This is a genomic window from Vibrio sp. SSH13-20 (assembly GCF_040104475.1).
Lineage (GTDB): Bacteria > Pseudomonadota > Gammaproteobacteria > Enterobacterales > Vibrionaceae > Vibrio > Vibrio harveyi.
In genome coordinates, this window is the sequence record NZ_JBECOU010000007.1 from 16,125 (window position 1) to 41,124 (window position 25,000).

Consider the following 25,000-nt stretch of genomic DNA (forward strand, 5'->3'; position numbering starts at 1 on the left):
AAATTTCTCACTAAATTATATCGGAGATATATTGTGAAATTTATGAAATCAGCTCTAGTGTCTTCAGTTCTGGTTGCAGCATCATTTGGCGTTGCTGCTAAAACAACGATCAACGGCGCTGGTGCGACATTCCCTCATCCAATTTATGCGAAATGGGCTGAGCAATACCAGAAGGAAACGGGTGTTCAGATTAACTACCAAGCTATTGGTTCTGGTGGTGGTATTCGCCAGATTACAGCAAACACAGTGGACTTTGGTGCGACTGACGCGCCACTGACTATCGAGGAGCTGAACAAAGAGGGCATGATTCAGTTTCCAATGGTGATGGGGGCAATTGTTCCTGTGGTGAACATTCCTGGTATTGATGCTGGAGAGGTGAAACTAACAGGTAAAGTTCTCGCAGATATTTTCCTTGGTAACATCAAAAACTGGAATGATCCTGCGATTGTCGCACTCAATAAAGGTGTCGACCTACCTAATCAACCTATCTATGTTGTCCACCGTTCAGATGGTTCTGGCACCACCTACAATTTTACGGACTACCTCGACCGTGTAAGCCCCGAATGGCATAAGTCTATTGGTGTTGGCAAAGACATTACATGGCCGAAAAAAGCAACAACCATTGGCGGGAATGGCAATGCCGGTGTAGCAAACTTTGTTAACCGTACCCGAGGAGCCATTGGGTATGTAGAGTATGCCTTTGCTAAGCAAAATGATCTCGCCTATACACAAATGCAATCTAAAGATGGCAAGTTTCTAAACCCAGGCATGGACACTTTCCAATCTGCAGCTGCCAATGCTGATTGGGATAATGCTCCGGGTTACCACTTATTGTTAAACGACCAACCGGGTGCAAACTCATGGCCAATGACAGCAGCGACGTTTATTCTTATGCATAAAGAGCAGGCGGATGCGAACAAAGCGAAAGAAATCGTGAAATTCTTTGAATGGAGCTATAAGCAAGGTCAACTTGCAGAAGAGTTGGATTACATCCCAATGCCAAATAAAGTCGTTAACATGGTTAATGAGACTTGGAAAGAGGGTTTGAAATCTAACGGTCACACGATTATTCAATAATTAATCAAGTAGCCTGATAAGTAATATATTTATCAGGCTACTATATAAAATATTATGACTACTTTAGCTATTAAAAGTAAAGTGAACGGCGATTCGGTTTTTAATAAGCTGAGTTTTGCTAGTGCTTTATTAATTTTTGTAACTTTAATTGGTATTTTATTATCTCTTATTGAAGGTGGTTGGCCAGCCTTTAAGGAATTTGGTCCAGGCTTCATTTTTAGAGATATTTGGGATCCCATTAACGGTCAATTTGGCGCTGCCTCAGCAATTTATGGCACGCTGGTTACTTCTTTCATCGCTATTGTTATTGCTGCACCGATTGCGTTAGGTACGGCTGTATTCCTTGCTGAGTTAGCTCCTAAATGGTTGAGTCAACCAGTAAGTAAAGCCATTGAACTGCTTGCTGCTGTACCAAGTATCATCTACGGTATGTGGGGACTGTTTGTCTTCGTTCCTTGGTTTTCTGAAGGTTTCCAAATGTGGGCCGGTGTGCATTTGGTCGATATCCCTTTGGTAGGTGGTTGGTTTAATGGTCCGCCGATTGGGATAGGCTTATTGGCGGCGGGGATCATCTTGTCATTTATGATTCTGCCTATCATGACTTCTTTAACGCGTGACGCATTGAAATCCATTCCGGATGTCCTCCGTGAAGCAGCATATGGAACGGGAGCGACACCATTTGAAGTCATCACTAAGGTGCTTATCCCTAAAGTTAAGAATGCAACAGTGAGTGCTGGCATTTTAGGTCTCGGTCGCGCTCTCGGTGAAACCATGGCTGTCGCCTTTGTTATTGGTGGTGCGAGCCGTATTGAATTTTCATTCTTTATGCCAGCAAGCTCCATTTCTTCGACGATTGCTCAGCAATTTAACGAGGCAACAGATCCAATCCATATCGCATCGTTAATTGGTCTGGGAGTGGTGTTGTTTCTTATCACTTTCTTTGTGATGGGTTTTGCTCGTCGTTTGTTAAGGAAGTCATCATGAATAGCAGAAAATTAAAGAACTTTAGCTTTCTAACATTTTGCACTTTGTCGGCAGCGTTCGGTGTCTTCGTTCTCGCGAGCATCTTATACACCTTGATTGGTGAAGGAATAAAGGGCCTGAGCTTCGCTATCTTCACCGAGTTAACGCCTGGTCCGGGCAGTGAAGGTGGCTTAAAAAATGCCATTGTGGGGAGCTTAATGCTGACTGGCTTGGGCATTCTGATTGCTGCACCGATTGGGGTTCTTGCGGGCACGTGGTTGGCAGAAGCCGATAAAGAAAACACAGTGGCCGAATCGCTGCGCTTTCTTAACGGTATGTTAATGAGTGCTCCCTCTATCTTGGTCGGGTTGTTTGTCTACGCCATGATTGTGGTACCGACAGGCGGTTATTCTGGATGGGCAGGTGCCATCGCATTAGCCGTTCTCGCACTACCAGTGATCGTTGCTTCAACGGAAGAGATGCTACGTTTGGTTCCGCCAACGTTGAAAGAAGCGGGAAGCGGTGTAGGGGCGCCTAAATGGCGAGTGATCACCCAACTTAGTTACCGCGCCGCAGCTCCGGGGATTATCACTGCCATTCTTTTATCCATCGCTCGTATTTCTGGGGAGACGGCACCGCTTTTGTTTACTGCGTTAAACAGTAGCTTTATGACGACCGACATGAGCAAACCGATGGCAAACTTACCAGTGACGATATACCAATTTGCTATGAGCCCTTACAGCTCATGGCAAGAGCTGGCATGGGCTGGCGCATTGATTATCACCAGTTTTATTTTGATTGTTAACGTACTGGCGACGTCGTTGCCGCAATTATTAAAAGCGAGAAGAGCATGAACACGGCAACATTAAATCCAGTCAGAGCAAGCATGAATGAATCCATTATGAATACTTTGGTAAACAGTGTTAGCGCCAACGATGTCTCAGCAAGTTTGACTCATCGTATGGACATTCAAAACTTAAATTTTTACTACAACAAAGGCTCTGATGCAGCGTTGAAATCCGTATCAATGCCAATCTATAAAAACCGAGTGACGGCACTGATTGGTCCATCGGGCTGCGGTAAGTCTACACTGCTTCGTACGTTAAATCGTATATATGACTTGTATGGGCATCAGTACGCTGAAGGCGAAATCTTACTTGATGGTGAGAGCATCTTTAGCAATACGGACGTCAATGAACTGCGTTCCAAAGTGGGCATGGTTTTCCAAAAACCAACGCCATTTCCCATGTCGATATACGAAAACATGGCATTTGGATTGAAGATACAAGGTGCATTTAGCAAAGCCGAAGTTAGAGAGCGTGTCGAGTCTGCACTAAAGCGTGCGCACTTGTGGGAAGAGGTGAAAGATAAGCTAGATGCAGATGCGAATGGTTTATCAGGTGGTCAGCAGCAGCGCTTATGTATTGCTCGAACGATTGCGCTAGAGCCAGAGGTTATTTTAATGGATGAGCCAACTTCCGCGCTGGATCCTATTGCCACCGCCGCCATTGAAACTCTGATAACAGAGCTGCGTGAGAAGTACACCATCGTTATCGTAACGCACAACATGCAGCAAGCGATGCGCATCTCCGATTACACGGGTTTTATGTATCTAGGAAAGCTCGAAGAATTTGGTAAGACTGAAAAAATTTTCCATCACCCAGACAACGACCGTACTAAACGTTATATCTCAGGGGACTTTGGATAACGAATAACAACAATAGCGCTGATTAGTCAGCACGTTTTAGGCACGGTTTCGCGAGGATCGTGCCTATTTTTTAATGCTCTGACACTCTAGAATTAAGGTCATCTCAAACAATGTCATCTCAAACAATTAAGAACGCAGTATGTACAAAAACAAAGTGGTGGTTATTACAGGCGGCAGCCAAGGTATTGGTAAGTATCTCGCGCAGGCTTATTTAGACCAACAAGCGAAGGTCATTGTGTTTGATATTGCCGTAAACCAAAATCCGAACGTCGAGTTTTATCACGTCGATCTAGGGCAGCCTACGCAGATTGAGCTCGCTTTTGATGAGATCCAACGTGCACACGGTAAGGTTGATATTCTGATCAACAACGGTGCAATCGCTAACTTTAACAAACCTGTTGAACAACTGACTTTTGAAGAATTCTCTCGAGTCATTGATGTCAATCTCAAAGGGGCGTTTGCGTGTTCACGTCGATTTATTGCATTAAACCGTGCTCAATCTTTTGGAAGAATTGTCAACATTGCCTCGACACGTTGGAATCAAAATGAAGCTGGTTGGGATGCGTATGGTGCATCTAAAGGAGGCTTAGTTTCGATGACTCAATCCATGGCGATTTCTCTGTCTGATACTCCCATTACCGTTAATGCTGTAAGCCCTGGTTGGATACAAGTTGAAGGGTATGAAGATTTAGATAGCTTTGACCATCAGCAGCATCCATCGGGTCGAGTAGGTAAGGCAAAAGATATTGTAAATGCGTGTTTGTTCTTATCTCATCCAGAGAATGACTTTATTAATGGACACAACTTGGTTGTCGATGGTGGAATGAGTAAGAAAATGATCTATCAAGACAGTTTGATTGATTAAGCTTACTTTCTTGGGTACAGAAGTGCTCTTCAGTAGAGTACTTCTTATTATTTTATCGGTAGTCGTTTACTTTCCTCTTTATTCTCCCCCCCTGTTTTTGAGTACATTCATTTTCACCGTTTGAAATAGGCATTTAAAAAACTCTTTGCGCAAAAGATGCCGAATGATAATTCCTCTGCTTCGATACACTCTAAAACCAGTGGCGACGATATCTATTTTTCGTGCTTCGGGTTAGGACTCATATATTAAAAAACAGTGACATACTTTTTAAAAAGACGATGGGTTGGGGAAATTATCACCGAAATTGTGATATTGCCCTTAAAACTATATAGGAAATTTCTGAGTTTGTAGTAATGCTCTGTTTTAAATGGATTTATGAACTAACTTTGATATTGACGTCTTGTTAGTTAAAGCTAGGTATAACGATGAAATGGATTTTATTGCTTGTGAGCCACATCTTGTTTGCAGTGGCGGGTTTTGCTGCGGGTATTTATGCACTGCCTATTCTTATCCAACCTGATTCACCAGATGTTTCGGTTGTGTCTAACTCTTCGGAAGGTGTTCTCTACCGTGGCATGTTCGAGCGAAATCGAACAGATAGTGACTTTCTTCATTGGGGAGAAGGGGATCTATGGGTCACTGAAGATACGATTGCTTTTCAAGGAGAATTAGCTCCCGGACCGGATTATAAGCTGTATCTCTCACCAACGTTTGTTGAAACCGAGGCGGATTTTAATCGCTTGAAGTCACAAATGGTGAAGGTGGGAGAGGTGAAAACATTTGACCGTTTTATGGTCACTCTTCCTCAAGATCTGCCCTTAGATAACTACACGTCAGTCATTGTTTGGTGTGAAACCTTTGGTGAATTTATTACGTCTGCACAGCTCAAATCTGTCGCAAAAATGAATCAGAGCTAATACCCAAACAATTTTAACTCATGTCGAATAATAACTGACAGAAACGTGACAAAAGGAGCGTTTCTGTCGCCAGTATCTCGACGCCTGTATTTTGACGGGGCGCTGTCCTGTCATAAATCAATAAATGATTAATATTTTGTATGAGTCGGAAAAGTATTGTGCCAGTGATTCAACGTTATCTCGCTTTATTCTTTTTGATGTTTTTAGTTTCCGCCCAAGCGATGGCCGCGGGGGAAATTGAAATATCGTTTAGTCCCACATCAGGAACTGCTTATGAAAATGGGGAAGTAATCAGTTATTCCATTGATGTGAAAAATACAACAGCGAATACTATTGGTAATGTTGCTGTAACGAATAAGATATGGGAAGTCATGTCTGGTTCGAATAAAGCATTTAGCCGCTTAACAATCTCTGATTCTCATACATTAGGTTCGAGCCCAGGCACTTACACCGCAAGTAACAGTAACCTCGATGTGAATGGGGCTAGCCTACTCCCTTTTGGACGGGTTACTTACCAAATTGAAGCGACCATTGCGGATGACGCCGCTGAGGATATTGTCTTAGGCAACACCGAGGTAAAAGGTACCGTTTCCGGCACAGAAACGACGTTTACCAATACATCAACGATTACGTTTACTCCTGCGGATTACGACTACACGTTAGAAGCTTCCGTTCAGCCGGCTCAATACCAAGTGGGGAGTAAGCTAACTTATAAGCTGATTGCGACCAACAGAGGCTCTGTTACCGTTAAAGGCTTAGATATCGAGCAAGCGTTCGAGACGCTGACGGCTCAAAAACAAGATGGCTCAACAGGTGCAGCTTTCAGTGATGTTCATATCAGTGCTAAAGCCTCGTCCGGCAGCAAAACGGGTACTTTTGCTACTTCTGGTGATTTGTCGGTTAAAGACGCTGAGCTCTCTGTTGGTGGTCACGTCACCTACACCATCAAAGCGACCGTTGTTGATGACCTTGTTGGCGACATTGTCACCAAAGCGACATCAACGACTCGTGCTGGCACTGTTAACAGTAGTGAACTTACAACGCCTCCGGCAGATCCAGATATCGCTCTGGCGCATACTTTACAGTCGACATCTCCTTACTTAATTAACGGTGAGGTTGATTTTCAAATCAAAGTCACCAACAACGGCGGAGCGATTGCTCACAATTATCATGTAAAACAGAATATTAAAGATTTGGTTAGCCCAAATGGTCTAGCTAATGATCGTACTTCTTCCTACAACAATACGGATGTGGACGGAAATCCTTTTGATACTTGGGACATCACGGTATCAAACATTGGTGGAAAGTCAGATTCATCTTATGCGGGCAGTACGCAAACGAACGTTGACTTCAATGATATCGTTTCGATTTATCCAGGAGAGTCGATTACCTACCAAGTTAAAGCAACGTTAACCCCTGTTACCATTGGCGCTCTGCAAGGTTTCACTGCGTCAGTGACGGATCAAGCTGACACCCTAGTTAAGAGTTCAAGTATTTCAGACACGGTAAATGCAGAGAAAGTACTGAGTGTTGCGGATTCCGACATTTCAATTACCAAAACGACCTCGGCGTCAGAGTATGTGCCAGGTGGTGAGATTGAATACGAAATCACGGTTACCAATGGCTCTTCCAAGTATTTTGCCAATAACCTTTTGGTGCAAGATAACCTGACTTGTGTGGTGACTGAACAAGCAGGCGGCGCGGGCGATGGTCAAGCTTTTGAAAAGTGGAAAGTGGATGTTATTTCAGGTGAGGATTCCATTGGTTCGGACCCTGGTTCGTTTAGTTATGGTACTTGGACGTCAAGCCCGCTTTCACTGACACCGGATATCGCGCCGGGCAAAACGATCAAATACAAGCTAACGGCAAAAACGAGTGATACGAGTACCGGTCTTATTTTGGATGACAGTGCAAGCTGTGCCAATGATAACGTGACGGAAGAAGGATCTGGTGTACAAACGCCGGACGATAATTTACGTGCGAGCAAAGATGTCGACAGTCGTTTCTACTCTTCCGGTCAGGCTCTGACTTACACCATCACAGTAACCAATGATGGTGATGGTTTCGCTAACCAAGTTCAGGTTTTGGATGACCTTAAGTCAGTCAAAACTCAAGATATTTATGGTAGTGAGATCGCCGCGTATACGGGCTGGACCATTACCGCACAGGCTTTCAAAGATGACGGAAGTTCTGCAACCGCAAGTGACACCGGCATTGCTGGTGAGGTGAAGTACCCGGATAACCTAAATGTGATTGCGACGCTTCAGCCTCACTCTTACATTGAATACACCATTGTTGCTGAAACCAATCCGCTCGCAAATGGACATATCTCTAACCAAGTGACTGTGGATGGCTCGGTTTATGCCGACCGTGGCTCTGACCCGCGTGACTTTGTTATTCAGTTAAACAAGCAAGTAAAAACAAACACAGATTCAAGCTTCCATGGTGAGCAGACGGCTTACTCAAAATTAGACAACGAAGTGACGTACCAAATCAGTCTAAAGAACGCGAAAGAGAATGGCTACGCGACTGACGTTGAAGTAAAAGATCTATTGTCGACGATTAAAGCTGGCGTCCTTGAGCCAGATGGCATGACGAAACCAGTGTTTAAGTCTTGGCAAATTAGTGCAGAGATTATTTCGGATGACCCTCGCCTAGATGGAAACGCTACATATACCGATGTTGGTACGTTCGCTGACAACACGGACTTAAATACCAAAGTGCAGATTCCACCGAACGTGGAAGTGCTATACACCATTGTGGCTCAAATCGATCGTGATACGCCTGATGAAATCCTCTTTACTCGCTTTAACAACACTGCGGATGTCAAAACGCCAGATTCAGGCATTCAATCTTCTGTGGCTGATACGGTTACCGTGTACCCACATGATCCAAAAATCATTGTTGTGAAGACAACTCCAGATGATGATTTTATTCCAGGAAAAGAGGTATCTTTCAAAATAACGGTAAGAAACAGAGGGCTTGGTTATGCAGACGAAGTTCGTGTATTTGATGATATCAAAGCTCTTAATGCCTTCTCTACCTGGAGTTACACCTCTGAAACTGACTCAAACAATTCGCCTTATAAAACAGGCAGCTATGCAGGGGACTCAAGTGGTTACCAAACGGATGAAAATCTTGATGCCCGAGTCGATATTGACCCCAATGTAAGTGGAGTTGATGGCTCTGTAACATTCGTTGTAACTGGTGTCGTTAAGAACGACTACAAGGAGAGTGAAATCTCTAACACGGCTGAAACCTACGATCCTTCGACCAATTTGAATCAGTCTTCTTCTGCTGAAATCGGTCATGTATCTGGGGATTCATTAAACGTTTCGATTCTTAAAACAGCCGATAAAGTTCGCTTTATTCCTGGTGAAGACGTGACTTATGAAATCCGTGTCAAAAACAATGGTTCAACTACAGAACATGGACTCAAAGTCTATGACTATCTGAATGATATCAAGTCAGTTCTAGCGAACGACAAAGACAATCAGTTCCAAGATTTTCCTGACCAAAACCCGTTTGAATACTGGCAGTTTAAGACTGGTTCAGATTTCGAGCCTGCCACTAACGATGATTTTATCTACCCACCGGGTGGTAAAGGCGCGACAATGAGCCTAGACCCTGGAGAGATTCGAACTTTTCAGATCAAAGCACGCGTCAAAGATAACGTTGTTGGCTCACTGGATGGAACCACTCTCAACAACAAGATCGAAAATGATGCCTACGTGTATCGTTATGTCGGCAACGACGAAGATTCACACGTTTCTCACCACGAAATGGAGCGCGCTTACAATGGCGGTGACGTGGTCAGAAAGCTGCTGGTTAACGGTAAAGAATCAAACTTCTACTCGCCGGGTGATACTTTAACCTATCAAGTGACCGTTTCTTCTCAAACGGGCTATGTGAATGATCATCCAGTTCAAGAAGATATTGATAGTGTTAAGACTCAGCTACTTGATGGTAGCAAAGATACGCCATATGCGTCTGGCTATACCGTTGATGTAAGTAAGCAAGATAGCAAAGGTGGTAAAGGAACCACTGATGGTACTTTGGATGGCACCGTTGCAGATAACCAGAACATCGATACAACGATTGATGTGGCTGGTGGTGATTCGGTGACTTTTGAAGTGGAAGGTGTTGTTCGTGAGGACGCCGTAGGCACGATTACTATCGGTGGTATCACAGTTGTTCCAAATGGCTACCATCTTTCATTTAGTAAAACGGTCGATCAATCCAGTTATGAGCCAGGGAAGCCATTGGTTTACCGATTAACCATTGAAAACGATGGTAAAGGTAACGCCTATAACATCCCAGTGATTGATGAATTGTCGGGTATCACGGTTGATCTCGTCGATGGTAAAAATGAAAAAGCCTTTGATTCTGGTTGGACGGTAGCGCCACGTATTGTGAGTGGCAGTGATAAAGCGATCCTCGATTTAGATAGCAGTATCGCGAATAACAAAGACATCAATACCCATGCCTCCATCCCGACGGGTACAAAGATTGAGTATGTAGTTACTGCAACCGTCAATAAAAATGCGGTGGGTAAGATCCTAAACCTATTGACCGTCGACGGCGATACCGTGAGTGCAGAGACTAAGGCATCTGCCGAGAAATACGATTTCTCTAAACACGTCGTAAAACTCTATGACCAAGATGGCACCACCGAATTGACAGGTGGATACACGCCTGGTGGTTACATCGAATACGAAATCTTATTGAAGAACTTAAACAACGTTCACATCAATCAGATGCCAATCAAAGATGAAATCAGCAAAATTCAAACGGATTACTTTGGCGGTGTGAAAGGTCGTGCGTTTGACTCATGGACGATTACTCCGAGTGTGGACGCGAGTACGATCAGTGATGCGGGTAAAGTCAGTAACAACACGGACATCAATACTAACTTCAACCTCGCGGCAAATGAGTTTGTAACCGGCGGTACGTTTGTTAAGTACACCATTAAGGCGAAGATTAGTGAGCAAGCCGTAGGGCAAATTCTCAACGTAGCCGTCGTTGATAACAGCCATAACTTGCCATCAGAGCCAGTGAACATGCTGCCAGCAAATATCTCTAAAACGCATAAAGCGTATACGGATACAACGTTTGCTACGCATAAAACCACTTACAATCACACAACGAGTAGCGAGAAGATCGTTTACCACTTGCGTATCGAGAACAAGGGTAAAGGTCTGGAGTACAACAAATCTCTCGAAGAGTTTTTCTCGAAAGTCAAAGTTCGTACTGCACAGAATGCGGATGGTGAAGCAGACTCACAGACGCTACCAGCATTCGATCAATATGGTTGGACTGTGAAGGCAACGACTTCTGGAGAAGCAACGACGCTGATCGATGGGTATGTAGGCGGTGCTGATGTCGATATTGATATCGCCAAGCTGTCTATTGCTCCAGGTGGTTGGATTGACTTTGTTATGGAGTCGCAAATTCGTCAAGACGCACTTGATCAAATCGTAGTGAAGCCGAAATACAATGGCTCTAACTTCAGTGCAGCGACGGTTACTCCGGAAGGCAGCAACCTTGCCGTGAGCAAAGAAATTGTGTCTATTGCAGGTAAATCTTACACATCGGGCGATACTTACAAGCCTAACGATGAGGTGATTTACAAGTTTACTGTTACTAATACAGAGCCTGTTTGGCGTGACCAGACGATAATCCAAGACATCGTGTCTGGCGTTCGTGTTGAAGTCGTAGGTGGAACCACGAAGTCGGCATTCTCAGAGACATCAATCTCTCATATCTTTACCTCTACAGGTACCTCGGGAACGCAGGATACCTTCATTGAAACTTATGATGCATCCGATAACTTGGACCTGTTAGTTGATATCGCTCCCGAAGAAGTCATAGAGTTTACGGTGAAAGGAAAAGTTCGTCCTGACGCGTTAGGAGACATTGATGGCAACACCGGGCGAGCAGGCAATCAAAGCGATACCACAGATGTGATTCCACCAGTGGCTCCTGTATTGAGCTTTGAAAAGTCGGTACTGAGTACAACGGCTGACAGCAGCACTTGTACCTTCCCATCGACCTCGGGCTCTGGGTGTCATTACAACCCGAATGGTCAAGTGCAATACCAAGTCAGTGTTACTAATACCGGTGAGAGTATTGCTAACGATGCCACAATCGTGGATGAACTGAACACAATTAACACATCCGATGGCAAGCCAGCATTCCAAGATTACAGTGTTGCCATTATCAGTGCTCCAGATGCGGATAGATTCTCTATCACTGGTGATTATCAAGGCACAGTGCCACTTAATGCGGCATTTGATTTGATGCCGGGAGATACCGTGGTATTCGAAGTTGATGGTACGGTAGCTGCAGACGCAACAGGCACTATCACTAACATCGCCAAGGTGAATGGTGACGATAGTAATCCCGTTGTTCTTGACCCAGGCACGTCGAGCCTAATCGCGCAAAAATCTACAGATACACCGACCTACACGCCTGGTTCAGAAGTTCGTTATCAAATGCGTATTCGAAACCAAACATCGAATAACGAGAAGATTGATATTCGAGATGCTATTAGCAGTTATAAGGTAAAAGTGGCTGACGGTTCAGAGCAGGTAGCATTAAAAGATTGGACAGTCAGCGCTCGTGTGATTTCTGATGGCAACCCGTCATATACGGATATTACTAACCTCAATAGCATTGCCGCGAATAGCGACATTGATGTCACAGTACAAATGGGCGGTAAAGCGACTGACGATACTTACACTGAGATTTTAATTGAGGTTGTAGGGCATGTTCGTGATGACGCAGTTGGTGAGTTTACCAACCAACTACAAGGTAAGTTGAACTCGGGGTCGACCTTTTTCACTTATAACCTAAAAGAGAAGGTGATTGTCCCAGAACCGGGCAGCTTGACAGTAACGAAAGTCACGTCGACTACGCCGGCTATCTACCACCCTGGTGACACCATTGGTTATGACATCGAAGTCAAAAATACCGGTGATGGTTACGCAACGAATGTCCTGATCGCTGATCTTTGGAAAAATATTCGCGCCGATAAAGCGGGCTCTACATTACCAGTGCGCGCGTTTGATGCTTGGTCTGCTACCTCAATCAATGTTGTGGGCACTACCCCAAATCTGACGCAACAGATTGCTGGCTCGGAGATTACAGGCGATAAAGGCGAAGGCTATCAAGTTCGTTACAACATTCACCCTGACCATACGGTTCAATTGCATGTTGAAGGTGTCGTAAAAGCGGACCTTGTTGGCGACATTACTAACCTGGTGGAAGTGAGTGATTCAAGCGGCTCCCAAACAGCTGAAGCAACTTATGTTGCTGCGACGGCAGATCTTTCTGTCGATAAAACGGTTGATAAGAACCAGTATGAATCTGGCGATACACTGACTTATACAATCAAAATTGAAAACACGACCGCGAACTGGGCGAATGACGTTCAAGTTAAAGACCTTGTAAACGACATCACCTCTACCAACATTACTGGTGCAACGGTGAAAGCGTTTGAGTCTGGCACTATCTTCTTTAATGCAGCTTCGCAAACTGGTGATACAAAGTTCCCATCAGCGACAGGGGAGTTCTTGGACGGTAGTTTGGATATTGGTCCAAATGACGTTGTGACTCTGACCGTAGAAGGGGAGCTAGATCCGGAAGTTGTCGGGGATGTCACTAACAAGGTCGAAGTGACTTATAACGGCACGACCAAGACTGCTGACGCGACCAGTACAGCAAAAATCCCAGATTTAACCTTCACAAAAGAACCGATGGTTGAGTTCTATAGTCCGAACCAAGCAGCTGGCTACATCTTGAAGATCGTTAACCAAGATAATAGCTACGCCAATGACATCAACCTGAAAGATGAGATTGGCGCATTGACAGTAACGACGGTAGATGGTTCGACCAATCAAGCCTTCTTGCAATGGGCAGTGCAATACGTCTCGGGCAGTTCATTAACAACGGTGGATGCAAACTCTCTAGTCGTGGACAAGGACATTGACTACAACATCGACCTTGCGCCAAATGACACCATCACACTGTACGTGATTGGTCTCGTCAATGCTGAGGCTACAGGAGATATCGTTAACCAAGCGACCTTGAACCATAACAGCAAAGACTTTACTGCGACTGCGACGCTGAAACCTCGCCCGGGTGACATCGTTCTGGAGAAAACCACTGATGAGCGTTACTACCAGCCGGGTGAGTTCTCTACTTTCCGCGTCAAAGTGACCAACAACGGTTCAGGCTTTGCGTCAGATGTCAAAGTGGAAGACTTCATTTCTGCTCTTGAAGTGGAGACATCGGGCGGCGCTATGGCACCAGCATTCAAAGACTGGACAATCGTGACTACGAAGGGCGACCCTCGCACCAATATCGAGAAGGTCCCAGGACCAAATGATGATATCTCTACCAATATTGATATTGCGCCAGGTGATACGGTGGAGTTTGCCATTACGGGTACGGTCAATGTCAGTGCGGTCGCAAACGTTGTAAACACTGCCACAGCAGAGTTTGGCGGTGCAACGATTGATGCTACGGCAACTTTGGAAACCTTACCTGAGGAAGTATGGATAGAGAAAACGGTGGAATCACCTATCTACATTCCGGGTGAGGACGCGGTATTCCACGTTCGCGTATACAACGGTACCGATGGCTTTGATAACGACATCAAACTCGATGACATTCTGTCGGGTATCAGAACGACTAACGTGAATGGTGTCAGTGATCGCGCGTTTATCAGTTGGACAATTAAAACCACTAGCAAAGACACTCGTACGACGATTACGCCAATGCCGGTAGATGATCGAGACATTCGTTCGGTTATTGATATCGCGCCACATGACATCGTTGAATTCACGATTACCGCGAAAACGAATCCGTTGGCAGCAAGTGACATTACCAACATTGCCACTGCGGATTTGAATGGCACCACGCAGCAATCGAGCGCGACGATTCAACCGCAGTCTCAGGGCATTTCTATCGAGAAGACCACCGACAGTGAGTACTACATTCCGGGTAAAGAAGCGACTTTCCGTGTCAAAGTGAAGAACGAAGGTACGGTGCCAGCAACAGACGTTGAGGTGAAAGATGCCATCAGCGATCTTGACGTAGTGCGCCTTGATGGCACCACCGTTAAAGCCTTCGACTCTTGGCGTATTGATGTGAATAAGAGCAATCCAGAAACAGACATCACTAACATTCCGGGAGTGAACGCAGACATTGACTCAATGCTGACGATTGCTGCGAATGATGAAGTTGAGTTTGTGGTCACAGGGCTTGTTAATCAATATGCGACGGGTGAGATTGAAAACACCGCAAGTGCCACATTCCGCGGTGATACTCAAGAAGCGAGTGCAACGCTGCTATCGATGCCAGAGTCCGTCAAGCTTGAGAAAACCGTTGACGAGGAATATTACCGTCCGGGCGAAAATGCAACTTACCATGTCGTGCTGAGTAACGAATCTGGCTCATTCACCGAAGAGATTGTACTTAAAGACCTGCTCTCTGAATTGAAGGTGAATACGATTCATGACACCGAAGCCGCTGCATTCACCAGTTGGAGAATGACGAGTTCATACAGTGATGCTCGAACCATCGTGTTGCCAAAAATCCAAGGTGATAACGTGGATATCAATAGTCGTGTAGTGCTTGCTCCAAACGACAAACTGGAAATCGAAATCACAGGTGTCGTGAACGTGGATGCCATGGGGGAAATTACCAACCATGCGTATGCGTACGATAAAACAGAGAGTGATGTGCTTGCTGACGATTTCGTTACGATTAAGCCACAGCCGATCATCCTAGCCGTCACCAAGGTTGCGGATAAAACCGAATACACCAATGACGACGATGAAATCACCTTTACCATGACGGCAACCAACCGTGGTTCTGCTGATGCTGACAACGTTAACTTGTTGGATGAAATCGATAAGTTGATTGGCAGCAATGGAAATGCGTTATTTACCTCGTGGACGGCGACCATCACCGAGCTTAAATCTGGTGCTGTGGTATCGGTTGACTCAGATAATAATGTTGACTCAAACCACACTATGAAAGCCTACCAAGGTAACGAGTATCAAATTGTGGTGGCAGGCGAGATCAATCAGGGTATTGATGACAACTTCACCAACGTTTTCACTGCGACCGCGCCGACGGGCGAAGTTGCGACCGCCAATGTCACTATCAAAGTGAAGAAACAAGCTTACAACGAAGGCATGCTGACCGTAACTAAGGTTGCGAGTAAGTCAGAAGCGAGTGTAGGTGAAGTGGTGGAGTACGAAGTAACCATCACTAACGAAGATAAAGAAAACCCATTCACGGGTGTGCGTTTGGTGGACCGTTACCCAGGTGGCTTTGCTTATATCCCAGATTCTACTGAGATGGTGAATAGCGGTCCTGATGGTGTATTTGACACTTCAGATGATATTCAAATTTCAGTGGACCCGACCAAAACCAATCAGCTGATCTTTGACGTTGGTGACATGAATATTTACGGCAAAGGCGATTCTAAAACGGCTGATTCTGTTCGTATTCGTTACCTAATGCGGGTCAGTGTCGGTGCCACCTTTGGTGTCTATACCAACACTGCATGGGCAGAAGCGCCACCAGCAGAGAGCTTCTCTGCTCAGAGCGCGACCACAAGCTATGTGGTGAAATCTAATCTAGCCAGTGCAACGGTGGAAGTGATGCCAGATAAGGTATTCGACACCGCTTCGATCATCGGCAAGGTGTTTGAGGATCACAATGGTGACGGCTTCCAAGCAGATGCGACAGCGGATGATATTTATATCGATGTCGATTTAACCGCAGGTGACTACATTCCCGGTTCAACCTTCATTACGCAAGATGGTGTTGAAACGCAGCTTAAAGACGTTCAAGTCACGCAACAAGGTCAAGGTGTGCTGATGTCGAGCATCGACAAAGGCTACGAAGTGGATGAGTTATACGGCTTGTCACGCAATCGAACGCTTGAGCACAGCAACAAAGTGGCATTCCAATTCAAGACTCGAACTCGCCAAGGCTTCCCATTCAAGGTGACCACGGATAACGGCACGCATATCGAGTTCGACAAGCAAGGTAATGCGATTACCAAGCACAAAGGAGACAAGAAAAAAGGTCTGTCAGCAGAGAACATTGATGTAGTGAGAAACCTCTACCGAGATGGTGATGCGTATTTATGGGAAATCATCGTAGAGAACAAAGGGCTATACGAAGATGGCATTCCAGGCGTTCGATTACTGACCGTCGAAGGCATCATTATCGAGACAGACCAATATGGTCGATACCACGTTCCAGATCAGTGGGTGTTGAATAAGAAAGGTAAGCAGTTTTTGGTCAAAGTTGACACAGACTCGCTACCAACAGGCATGAAGGTGATCAGTGAGAACCCGAAAGTACGCCGAATTACACCAAACAAGCTGACGAAATTTAACTTCAGTATTCAAAGCAGTGGGGATGATTAACCGTTCGAAGAACAGACGCTGGCTGGGTGCGTCCCAGCCGACAATTCAAACGGTTAAGCAGGATTATTATGATTAGATTGAGACCATCAAAACTGACAATGTGCATCGCGGCTGGTTTGCCGATACTTTCCTACGCGAAAGACACCAGCCAATTGGAAAAACTTGACAGTGACTCTCTGGGTATTGAAGTAAAAGCTCACGAACAAACGGATAACTCACGTATCTATCTCGACCAAGGTGCGATTTGGGTAAGCCGCGACATCATGCGATTTGACCCAGTTCTTGACCTGAGCATTAGCAGTGATGTTGAAGTGAAAGATGGCAAGCCATTGCAAGAAATGAGCTTCGCTATCACAACCAACTTTAGCTACTACGTCGATCATTACCAACTTGAGGTGTTTCGGGGTGGAGACCGCGGTTTAGTGAACCCATTAGCCGTGGTAGAAGGACAGCAATTTGCTAATGACTTCAACATTGTTTGGGACGGCGCTACCACGCAAGACTACCAATTTGAATCGAACACGCAACTGTTGTTCCGTTTAAAAGCCTTCGATAAAGACGGTAATATGGACGTGACGACGGTTGGTGTGATTGACCTTGTCGAGCCAGATTCTGAAGTCGATATCGATAAGAACGACGGTGAAGAAGAGCAAAGCCGCAAGCTAGGTAAGGCTCAGTTGATGCGTCACAACATTCCAACCTCTGCGGGTCTGGCAAGATTCATGGGTACAGGGTTAAAAGGTGTCGACAAAGTTGTGATTGGCGAAGACGAGTTCGATGTGGAAGAAGGTGAGCTATACGCAGAGCAATACCTACCAGCAGACGCTTATTTATTCCCAACTCGCGTGGTGTTCGACAATGGTGAAGAGCGCCGTTATCAGCTTTATGTGCGTATTCCAGATGAGTATTGGGTACAAGCGGGTCTTGCTGACTTCTACATTGGTAAAAACAAGGTCACCGGTAACTCAGCGGCATTGGCCGTCGACGACCAATACCAAGATGACATCTACAACCAAGGACGCTTAGCGTACTTTGGACAGGGTAAGTTTGGTGACAAACTCAGAATTACTACTCACTTTGATACCAAAGAGAGTGACGTTCGAGACATGTTTAAGCACCCGTTTGCCTCTGATTCATCCAGTGTATTCGACATTCTAGAAGACGACGATGAGATGTATTACGGCAACTACGGTGACAGTTCGAACATCTACAAAGTGGTCAACACCAAAGGTAAGGTTTATCTCAACGTCGAATACGATAAATCCAATGTGTTGTGGGGTAACTACAACACAGGAATTACGGGTACAGACAACAACGATTACAACCGTAGCTTATATGGTTTCAAAGGTGATTACCGTACTCGCTCAACCACCAAGTTTGGTGAAGATCGCCTGAACATCGTTGGTTTTGCGGCTGAATCGGACTCGCTCTTTGCTCACGATGAATTCTTAGGCACTGGTGGTTCGTTGTACTTCTTGCGTCATGGTGAAGTGGTTCCGGGCAGCGACAAGGTGATGGTGAAAGTTGTTGACCCTGACAGCAGCATTACGGTTCAGGAAATGCCACTGCAATCGGGACGAGACTATGAAATCGACCCGTATCAAGGTCGCATCATTCTAACCAGACCACTAAACAACATCATTTCTGACAACTTTGGTTCGGTTATCAACGACCAGCCTTCTTCTGGCTACGACAACTATCTTGCGGTGGATTATGAGTACGTGCCTCAAGGCACTGATGCGATAGATTCTATGACTGCTGGTGGTCGCGTGAAAGGTTGGGTGAACGATTACATCGGCATCGGGGCAAACTACCAAACCGAAGAAAAAGACAATCAAGACTACGAAGCATACGGCACAGACTTAACCTTGCGTGCTTCAGAAGGCACCTATTTAAAAGCCGAATTCGGGCACAGTAAAGGTCGACAAACTGATTCTAACTACGTCTCTTTAGACGGAGGTTTAACTTTCACCCCAATTGGCAATAACGCAGAAGATCGCGAAGGTGATATCTACCAAGTGAAAGGGGTGATGAACCTATACGATCTCGCTCCGAACGTCTTTTCTGCAGTGGGTAACGACGTCAAAGCTTGGTATAAATCCAAAGATGCAGGCTACAGTTTTGCCAGTCAAGATGACGACTTAGAGCAAGAGTCATACGGTACCGAAATTCGTTTCCAAGCCACTGACCGAGTTGCAGTAAAGACGCGCTTTACCTCGGTTGAAGAACGTGAATCAGACGGTGATTTACGCACCGATACCCAACAAGCGGAATTGGAAACTCAAGTTAAGGTCACCAAACACATCAAGATCTCGGCGGCGGGTAAACAAGTTGAAGAGCTAAACAACCAAGATGAAAAAGGCAAAGGCACCTTAGCGGGTCTGCGTGCTGACTACATCTGGGATAGCGATAACAACGTTTATATCAAAGGTCAGAAAACCGTAGGTCAAACGGATGAATACGACGAGAACGACAGCGTCACTCTGGGTGGTGAAACCCGGATTCTAGAAGACTTTGTGGTAGGTGCAGAATACACCACTGGCGATCGTGGCGATGCCGCAGAAGCGAGTGTGACGTATGACGTAACCGAAGATTACAGTACGTATTTAACCTATGTAGATGACACATACGAAGGCAAAAACAATGTGATTGTTGGTCAGCGTGCAGACCTAACTTCTACGGTTGATTTCTACCAAGAAAACCAATTTGTTGATGAAAACAACGGCAAAGGTCGTATTGACTCGTTTGGCTTTGGTTACGACATGAACGACGACATCGACATGGGCATCGGCTACCAAAAAGGCGAAATTGAAGACGATCAGAAGATCACCACAGAGCGCCAAGCGGTGAGTGTGAGCACTTCGATTGATATCGATGACGTGCTGTTCAAGAACAAAGTGGAGTACCGTGTCGACAAGACCGATGATTCCGCAGACCCAGATAAGAAACGTATCGACCAATGGGTGACGACTAACCGTTACACGCATCATCTGACGGAAGAGTACACCTTATTTGGCAAGTTCAACTACTCGCGCTCTGAGAGTAAGTCGAGCGATAAAGTATTGGCTCGCTTTATTGAGTCGACGGCAGGACTGGCGTATCGCCCAATCTACAACGACCGTTTGAACTTGTTATCTCGCTACACCTATTTGGTGGATTTCGACCAGCTCAACCGCGATGTAGATTACAAAGATGAAGAGAGCCATATCATCGAAATTGAAGGTATCTATTCGTTGGATGCAAACTGGGATTTAGGCGCGAAATACGCTTATAAGGACAAACATGAAATTTTCACTCGTCAGTCAGGCGAAGACATTCCTGTCGATAGCAAAATTTCATTGTACGGCTTGAGTGCATCTTATCGTGTCATGAAAGATTGGGATGTTACCGGCGAGTACCATTGGAAGACGGACAGCACCTACGATGAGCTAGAGCAGGGCGCATTGGTTTCCGTTAACAAACATTTGAGTGATAACTTCAAAGTCGGCGTGGGTTACAACTTCTCGGGCTTTGATGGCAACCTAGCGAATGATGACGATTACGACGCATCAGGCGTGTTCATTAACCTAGTTGGTAAGCTATAAGAGGGCGATATGAAAACGACGATTCGTTTGTTAAGTGGCATGATCGCAGGGGCAATATTGGCAGGTTGTTCGGCGGATGCGTATGTAAGCCAAGAGAACCGAGAAAAGTTTGCGGACGTGAATGTCTCCAAATTTCTGATCAGTGAATGTTTGGCGCCGCAGCGCGAAATTCATATCGCGGTTGCCGAACATTTCGATTTCGATAAGTCCACCATTCGTGAAGCCGATGCGGCAAGTCTAGATGCGTTCATCCATGATATTCAAGGCTTGAGTGGGCGCATCACGATTGTTGGTCATACCGACTTTAAAGGCTCTGATGAGTACAATGAGAAGCTGTCTATGCGCCGTGCTGAATCGGTAGAAGCGTATCTTCAGCAACAACTCAACCCAGAGCAATACGATTGGGAAGTGAAGCACTTTGGTGAGTCGCAGCCGCTAGCGTTGGGTAAATCGGATCAAGCTCGCGCCGAAAACCGTCGTGCTTACGTTATGTTTGAAGAGGCGAAGAAATACGAAGAGATGCCTTTCTGTGAGCCGCCAAAACCAGAACGCAAGATCTACATGGCGATGACACCACACTTTGATTTCGATAAGTCGGAATTAAAACCGGAAGACCTTTCACAATTAGATGACTTCATCGCCAAACTGCAAGGTTTAGAAGGTAGCATTATGGTGGCTGGTCATACCGACCAAGTGGGCTCGCTCTCTTATAATGAACAACTGGCGGAGCGAAGAGCGCAAACCGTAGTGGCGTATCTCAAGACGAAACTCGATCCATTGCAGTTTGTGTGGGAGGTAAAAGCCTTTGGTGAGCTTCAACCTGTGATCAACGAAGAATCTCCAGAAGCCAATGCTTTAAACCGCCGTGCGTTTATCGTATTTAAAGAGAGCGAACTGGGGCAACCGACGGAATAATTTGGTAAGGTTGTCCTCTCGCAAGCTAGCTACCTACCTGTTTTCATAGCGGTAGTTAGCATACAAAGGTCAACCTATCCAAACCAAACAGGGAGTCGGGTAATGGAGAAAGTGCAGTTAGTCGTCGATTTTCTTCTCACTCACAAAATTTTATTTTCCGCATTAATCCTGCTGTTCATCATTGTTCTGCGTCGTTTGATTCTGTCTCGAATTCGTGGCGACGATGCCTTCATTACGGAAGAACAACGCAGTTGGATGTCGAGAACCAAAAACGGTACGTTCGCTCTTACGCTGATCCTGTTGTTCATCTTATGGCAATCAGAAATCAGCGAGTTCGCCCTAAGCGTTACCGCGATTGCAGTAGCGATTGTTGTCGCATCTAAAGAGATTATTCTTTGTTTTACTGGTTCGATTCAACGAGCCAGTTCTCGTTCATTTCGCATTGGTGACTGGATTGAAGTCGGTAAGCTATGTGGCGAAGTGATTGAGCACAACATGATGGCGACAGTGATTCAAGAAATCGACCTGCATCATGGGCAATACCACTTCACAGGAAAAACCGCGACGTTGCCTAACAGCATGTTTTTCACCTACCCAGTGAAGAACCTCAACTTTATGAAGCGTTACGTTTACCATGACTTTTCTGTTGTGGTGAAAGACTTCGTCAACCTATACCCAATTTTGCCATTACTGACCGATAAGATTGACGAACATTGCAGTTACTTTGCTGATGTCGCGCATCGCTACAACGCGATGATTGAAAAACACGCCGGTGTCGATCTTCCGGGTGCAGAGCCGCATATCCATATCTCAAGCAACATCAATGGTGAGCAAATCGTACATATCATGATTTTCTGTCCAACGGACAAAGCCAACCACTTAGAACACCTGATTCGCAAAGACTTTATGGAGCTGTATGAGCAACGATTCCCGATGAATCCGGAACACTGAGTTCTCGCTCAATAATCATCACCTCAATGTTAACCCTCATCAATCAAAGCTGAGGGTTATTTTTATTGTTCATTTGTCGTTACGACAAAATATCTTAATGGATCGAGGCGCATATAATCGTTAAATTACGCCCGCAATCTGTCCTCAGACAACTTCCGCTTGTTGCTAAAAATACACAATAAAAACATCAATTAAGACTACTCAGATAGTCCGTACCGTAATGGTTGGCTCCCCACGGGCTCTACGACTTAACGGTAAAGGTTGCACGCATGGCTGTTTATTAAACCGCTGAATCTCTTCATAACATTACTATTAAGATGCTTCATGCAAACTGGCTTTAAAATCAAATTTTCGCCTTCTCAACGTCTATTCGCATTGATGGGGCAGTGGCAGTCAGCGTCAAAATCCTATTTAACGGATTTGGCGTCAATCGCATTGCTGCTGTTACCTTTGATTCTGTCTAATGCGTTGGCAGTTTTTTTTGGACACGTATTCCGTTTTACTGGCTTAGCGGATTTCTCCCAACTGCTGTTTCATGTATCAGATATCCTGATCAACTTATATCCAAGTGCATTCTGCGTGGTGGCGGGTTACTACCTTTCCCATAAAACCAACGTTTCGAGTGCCGTGTTCATCATCTATTCGTTGATCATGTTCTACTTGATCTCAATAGAGAATGGCAGTCTTTCACAGACTTACATGTTACCGAACAACCCATTGTTGGCGTTATTGAGCGCGACAATGACGTACGTTTACTGCAGCATTTTCAAGATACGTCTGTTAGAACCCCAAGCCCTCGACTTTTCATCACGACTGCTTAAGCACGTGGTGCACTTTTTCTTATTTGTGCTCATCGCGTTGGTGATGTCCCATTTCACGGCGATCTTTATGGCGTTGTCAGGTGGCATGGTTCGTGAGCTCGGCGTAGACCCGCTGACATTCAAAGGTGGTTTGATCTATCAAACTGTGCTGGGTTTACTTGGCTCGATTGGCATCAATGGACACAACCTGTTGTTTGCGATTAAGCAGCAGATCTTTGCCGCAACCGAAGCCAATGTAATGGCGTGGCAGGCCGGAGAGGCGTCACTGAATGTGATTAGCCAAGGCTTTTACGACGCATTTATGTCGATGGGCGGATCTGGCAACTCGATCAGTTTGCTTTTCTGTGTGCTGATGTTTGCTAAAGAGCGCAATCATTTGATGCTTGCTCTGGCAGCGATGCCTCTGGTGATCTTTAACATCAACGAGGTTTTGTTGTTTGGTTTGCCAATCATCTTCAACCCGATTTTGATCATTCCTTTTGTGCTCGTGCCGCTAGTGAGCTTTGTCATCACCTTTTTGTGCATTTCATCGGGGTTGGTATCGCCGGTAGAGAATATTGTGAACTGGATGACACCACCCTTGTTCAGTGGCTATATGGCGATGGGGAATCAAATAGAAGGTTCGATTCTTCAAGCCTTCATCATTGTATTGGGCATCTTCATCTATCGACCGTTTTATTTGGCGTACGCAGGAAAATACTCAGCACAGTTTCGTGCGAATACGGCTTATACCGGTATCGAAAGCTCGATATTTAAATCACTGCTAAGTAACGTAAAGGCGTCGAACAACTCCAGTATCAGTAAGTCGACGGCGCAGAAACGCTTAACCACGATTTTGCGTGAAGGTGAGTTAGTGATGTTCTATCAAAAGCTCCAGTCGACCAAAAACGTCAGTGAGTTTTCTTATGAAGCGCTACTTCGTTACATCGATAAAGATGGCACGTTATGCCCGCCGACGTTTGTGAGTGATTTTCAGATGCTCAACTCGATGCCATTGCTAGATAAGTTGGTGATAGAGAAAGTCTTGGCAGACATGCAGAAAATGCGCTTATCGAAAGATCGTCGTATTGCCATCAACATCGCGGTGGCGACGATAGAACAAGAAGAGTTTGTGCCGCATTTGCTTTCGCGTTTAGCCCATTACGGTATTTCTCCTGAGTGGTTGGAAATTGAAATCACAGAAGAAGCGATCCTCAGCAATAAGGTTTTTTTGATCAAAACAATGGAAGCGCTTCAGGCACAGGGTATTCGTATTGCAATGGATGATTTTGGTACAGGCTATGCGTCGTTTCCACACCTGCTGAAATACCCATTCGACAAGATCAAACTAGACCGTTCACTTTTGTTGGATGCAAACAATCAAAAGGGCAAAGATCTCTACAAGTTGGTTGCGAAACTGGGTCACATCACCCATTGTGAAGTCGTGGCAGAAGGGGTGGAGACGCAAGCGGAATATGACTTTGTTAAACGCTGCGGCGTGGACAAAGTGCAAGGTTATTTCTTTGCTCGTCCATCGCCTTTATTAGACATTCTTGGTGAACAGCAAGAAAAACCATTTCTATCGTCACAATTACAAAGTCGAGTGGAAATATAGACTTGCTGGCGCTAATGTGCGCCTCCTTGCTTAAATAGCAGGCGAATTAACGAACGACGTTGACCTTAGAAGCAACGCGTTTCTATCAAACGAGAGAGTACCGAGGGGCTTAAAAGGTGCTCTTTCTGTTTGGTCGATTACAACAAGTTGGC

Annotated in this window: 11 protein-coding genes; all 11 read left to right on the forward strand. The window is 45.3% G+C overall.

Features of this window, described 5'->3' with window-relative positions; all coding sequences use genetic code 11:
- Positions 1-42 precede the first annotated feature (42 nt).
- The 11 genes from pstS (at position 43) to ABMY42_RS19160 (ending at position 24,848) form a co-directional block, all read left to right on the forward strand.
- On the forward strand, positions 43-1,077 hold the full coding sequence (gene pstS, locus ABMY42_RS19110) for a phosphate ABC transporter substrate-binding protein PstS (RefSeq protein ID WP_033008317.1): 1,035 nt from the start codon (positions 43-45) through the stop codon (positions 1,075-1,077).
- Positions 1,078-1,131: 54 nt separating this feature from the next.
- Positions 1,132-2,061, forward strand: a complete 930-nt coding sequence (pstC, locus tag ABMY42_RS19115) for a phosphate ABC transporter permease subunit PstC (protein ID WP_009697019.1) — start codon at positions 1,132-1,134, stop codon at positions 2,059-2,061.
- Positions 2,058-2,894: a phosphate ABC transporter permease PstA gene (pstA, locus tag ABMY42_RS19120; RefSeq protein ID WP_005452801.1), complete on the forward strand. Its 837-nt coding sequence runs from the start codon at positions 2,058-2,060 to the stop codon at positions 2,892-2,894. Before pstC ends, pstA begins: the two co-directional genes overlap by 4 nt.
- Positions 2,891-3,748: a phosphate ABC transporter ATP-binding protein PstB gene (gene pstB, locus ABMY42_RS19125; RefSeq protein ID WP_349266649.1), complete on the forward strand. Its 858-nt coding sequence runs from the start codon at positions 2,891-2,893 to the stop codon at positions 3,746-3,748. The genes pstA and pstB overlap by 4 nt, the downstream gene beginning before the upstream one ends.
- Positions 3,749-3,887: 139 nt before the next feature.
- Entirely contained in the window at positions 3,888-4,613 is a 726-nt protein-coding gene (locus ABMY42_RS19130; RefSeq protein WP_274886653.1) for an SDR family oxidoreductase, read from the forward strand.
- 425 nt (positions 4,614-5,038) lie between these two features.
- Positions 5,039-5,530, forward strand: a complete 492-nt coding sequence (locus ABMY42_RS19135) for a DM13 domain-containing protein (protein WP_005452792.1) — start codon at positions 5,039-5,041, stop codon at positions 5,528-5,530.
- Positions 5,531-5,901: 371 nt separating this feature from the next.
- Positions 5,902-16,983: a hypothetical protein gene (locus ABMY42_RS19140; protein WP_349266650.1), complete on the forward strand. Its 11,082-nt coding sequence runs from the start codon at positions 5,902-5,904 to the stop codon at positions 16,981-16,983.
- Positions 16,984-17,051: 68 nt separating this feature from the next.
- Complete coding sequence (locus ABMY42_RS19145) at positions 17,052-20,567, forward strand: hypothetical protein (RefSeq protein ID WP_349266651.1); 3,516 nt, start codon at positions 17,052-17,054, stop codon at positions 20,565-20,567.
- A gap of 9 nt (positions 20,568-20,576) precedes the next feature.
- The gene (locus tag ABMY42_RS19150; protein ID WP_349266652.1) at positions 20,577-21,482 is read left to right on the forward strand and encodes an OmpA family protein; all 906 of its coding nucleotides are present in this window, start codon (positions 20,577-20,579) and stop codon (positions 21,480-21,482) included.
- Between the two features lie 102 nt (positions 21,483-21,584).
- Positions 21,585-22,433, forward strand: coding sequence for a mechanosensitive ion channel family protein (locus tag ABMY42_RS19155; protein WP_005452782.1), 849 nt, complete (start codon positions 21,585-21,587; stop codon positions 22,431-22,433).
- 324 nt (positions 22,434-22,757) lie between these two features.
- Positions 22,758-24,848 (forward strand): EAL domain-containing protein, encoded by a 2,091-nt coding sequence (locus ABMY42_RS19160; RefSeq protein ID WP_349266653.1) that lies wholly within the window; start codon positions 22,758-22,760, stop codon positions 24,846-24,848.
- Positions 24,849-25,000 lie beyond the last annotated feature (152 nt).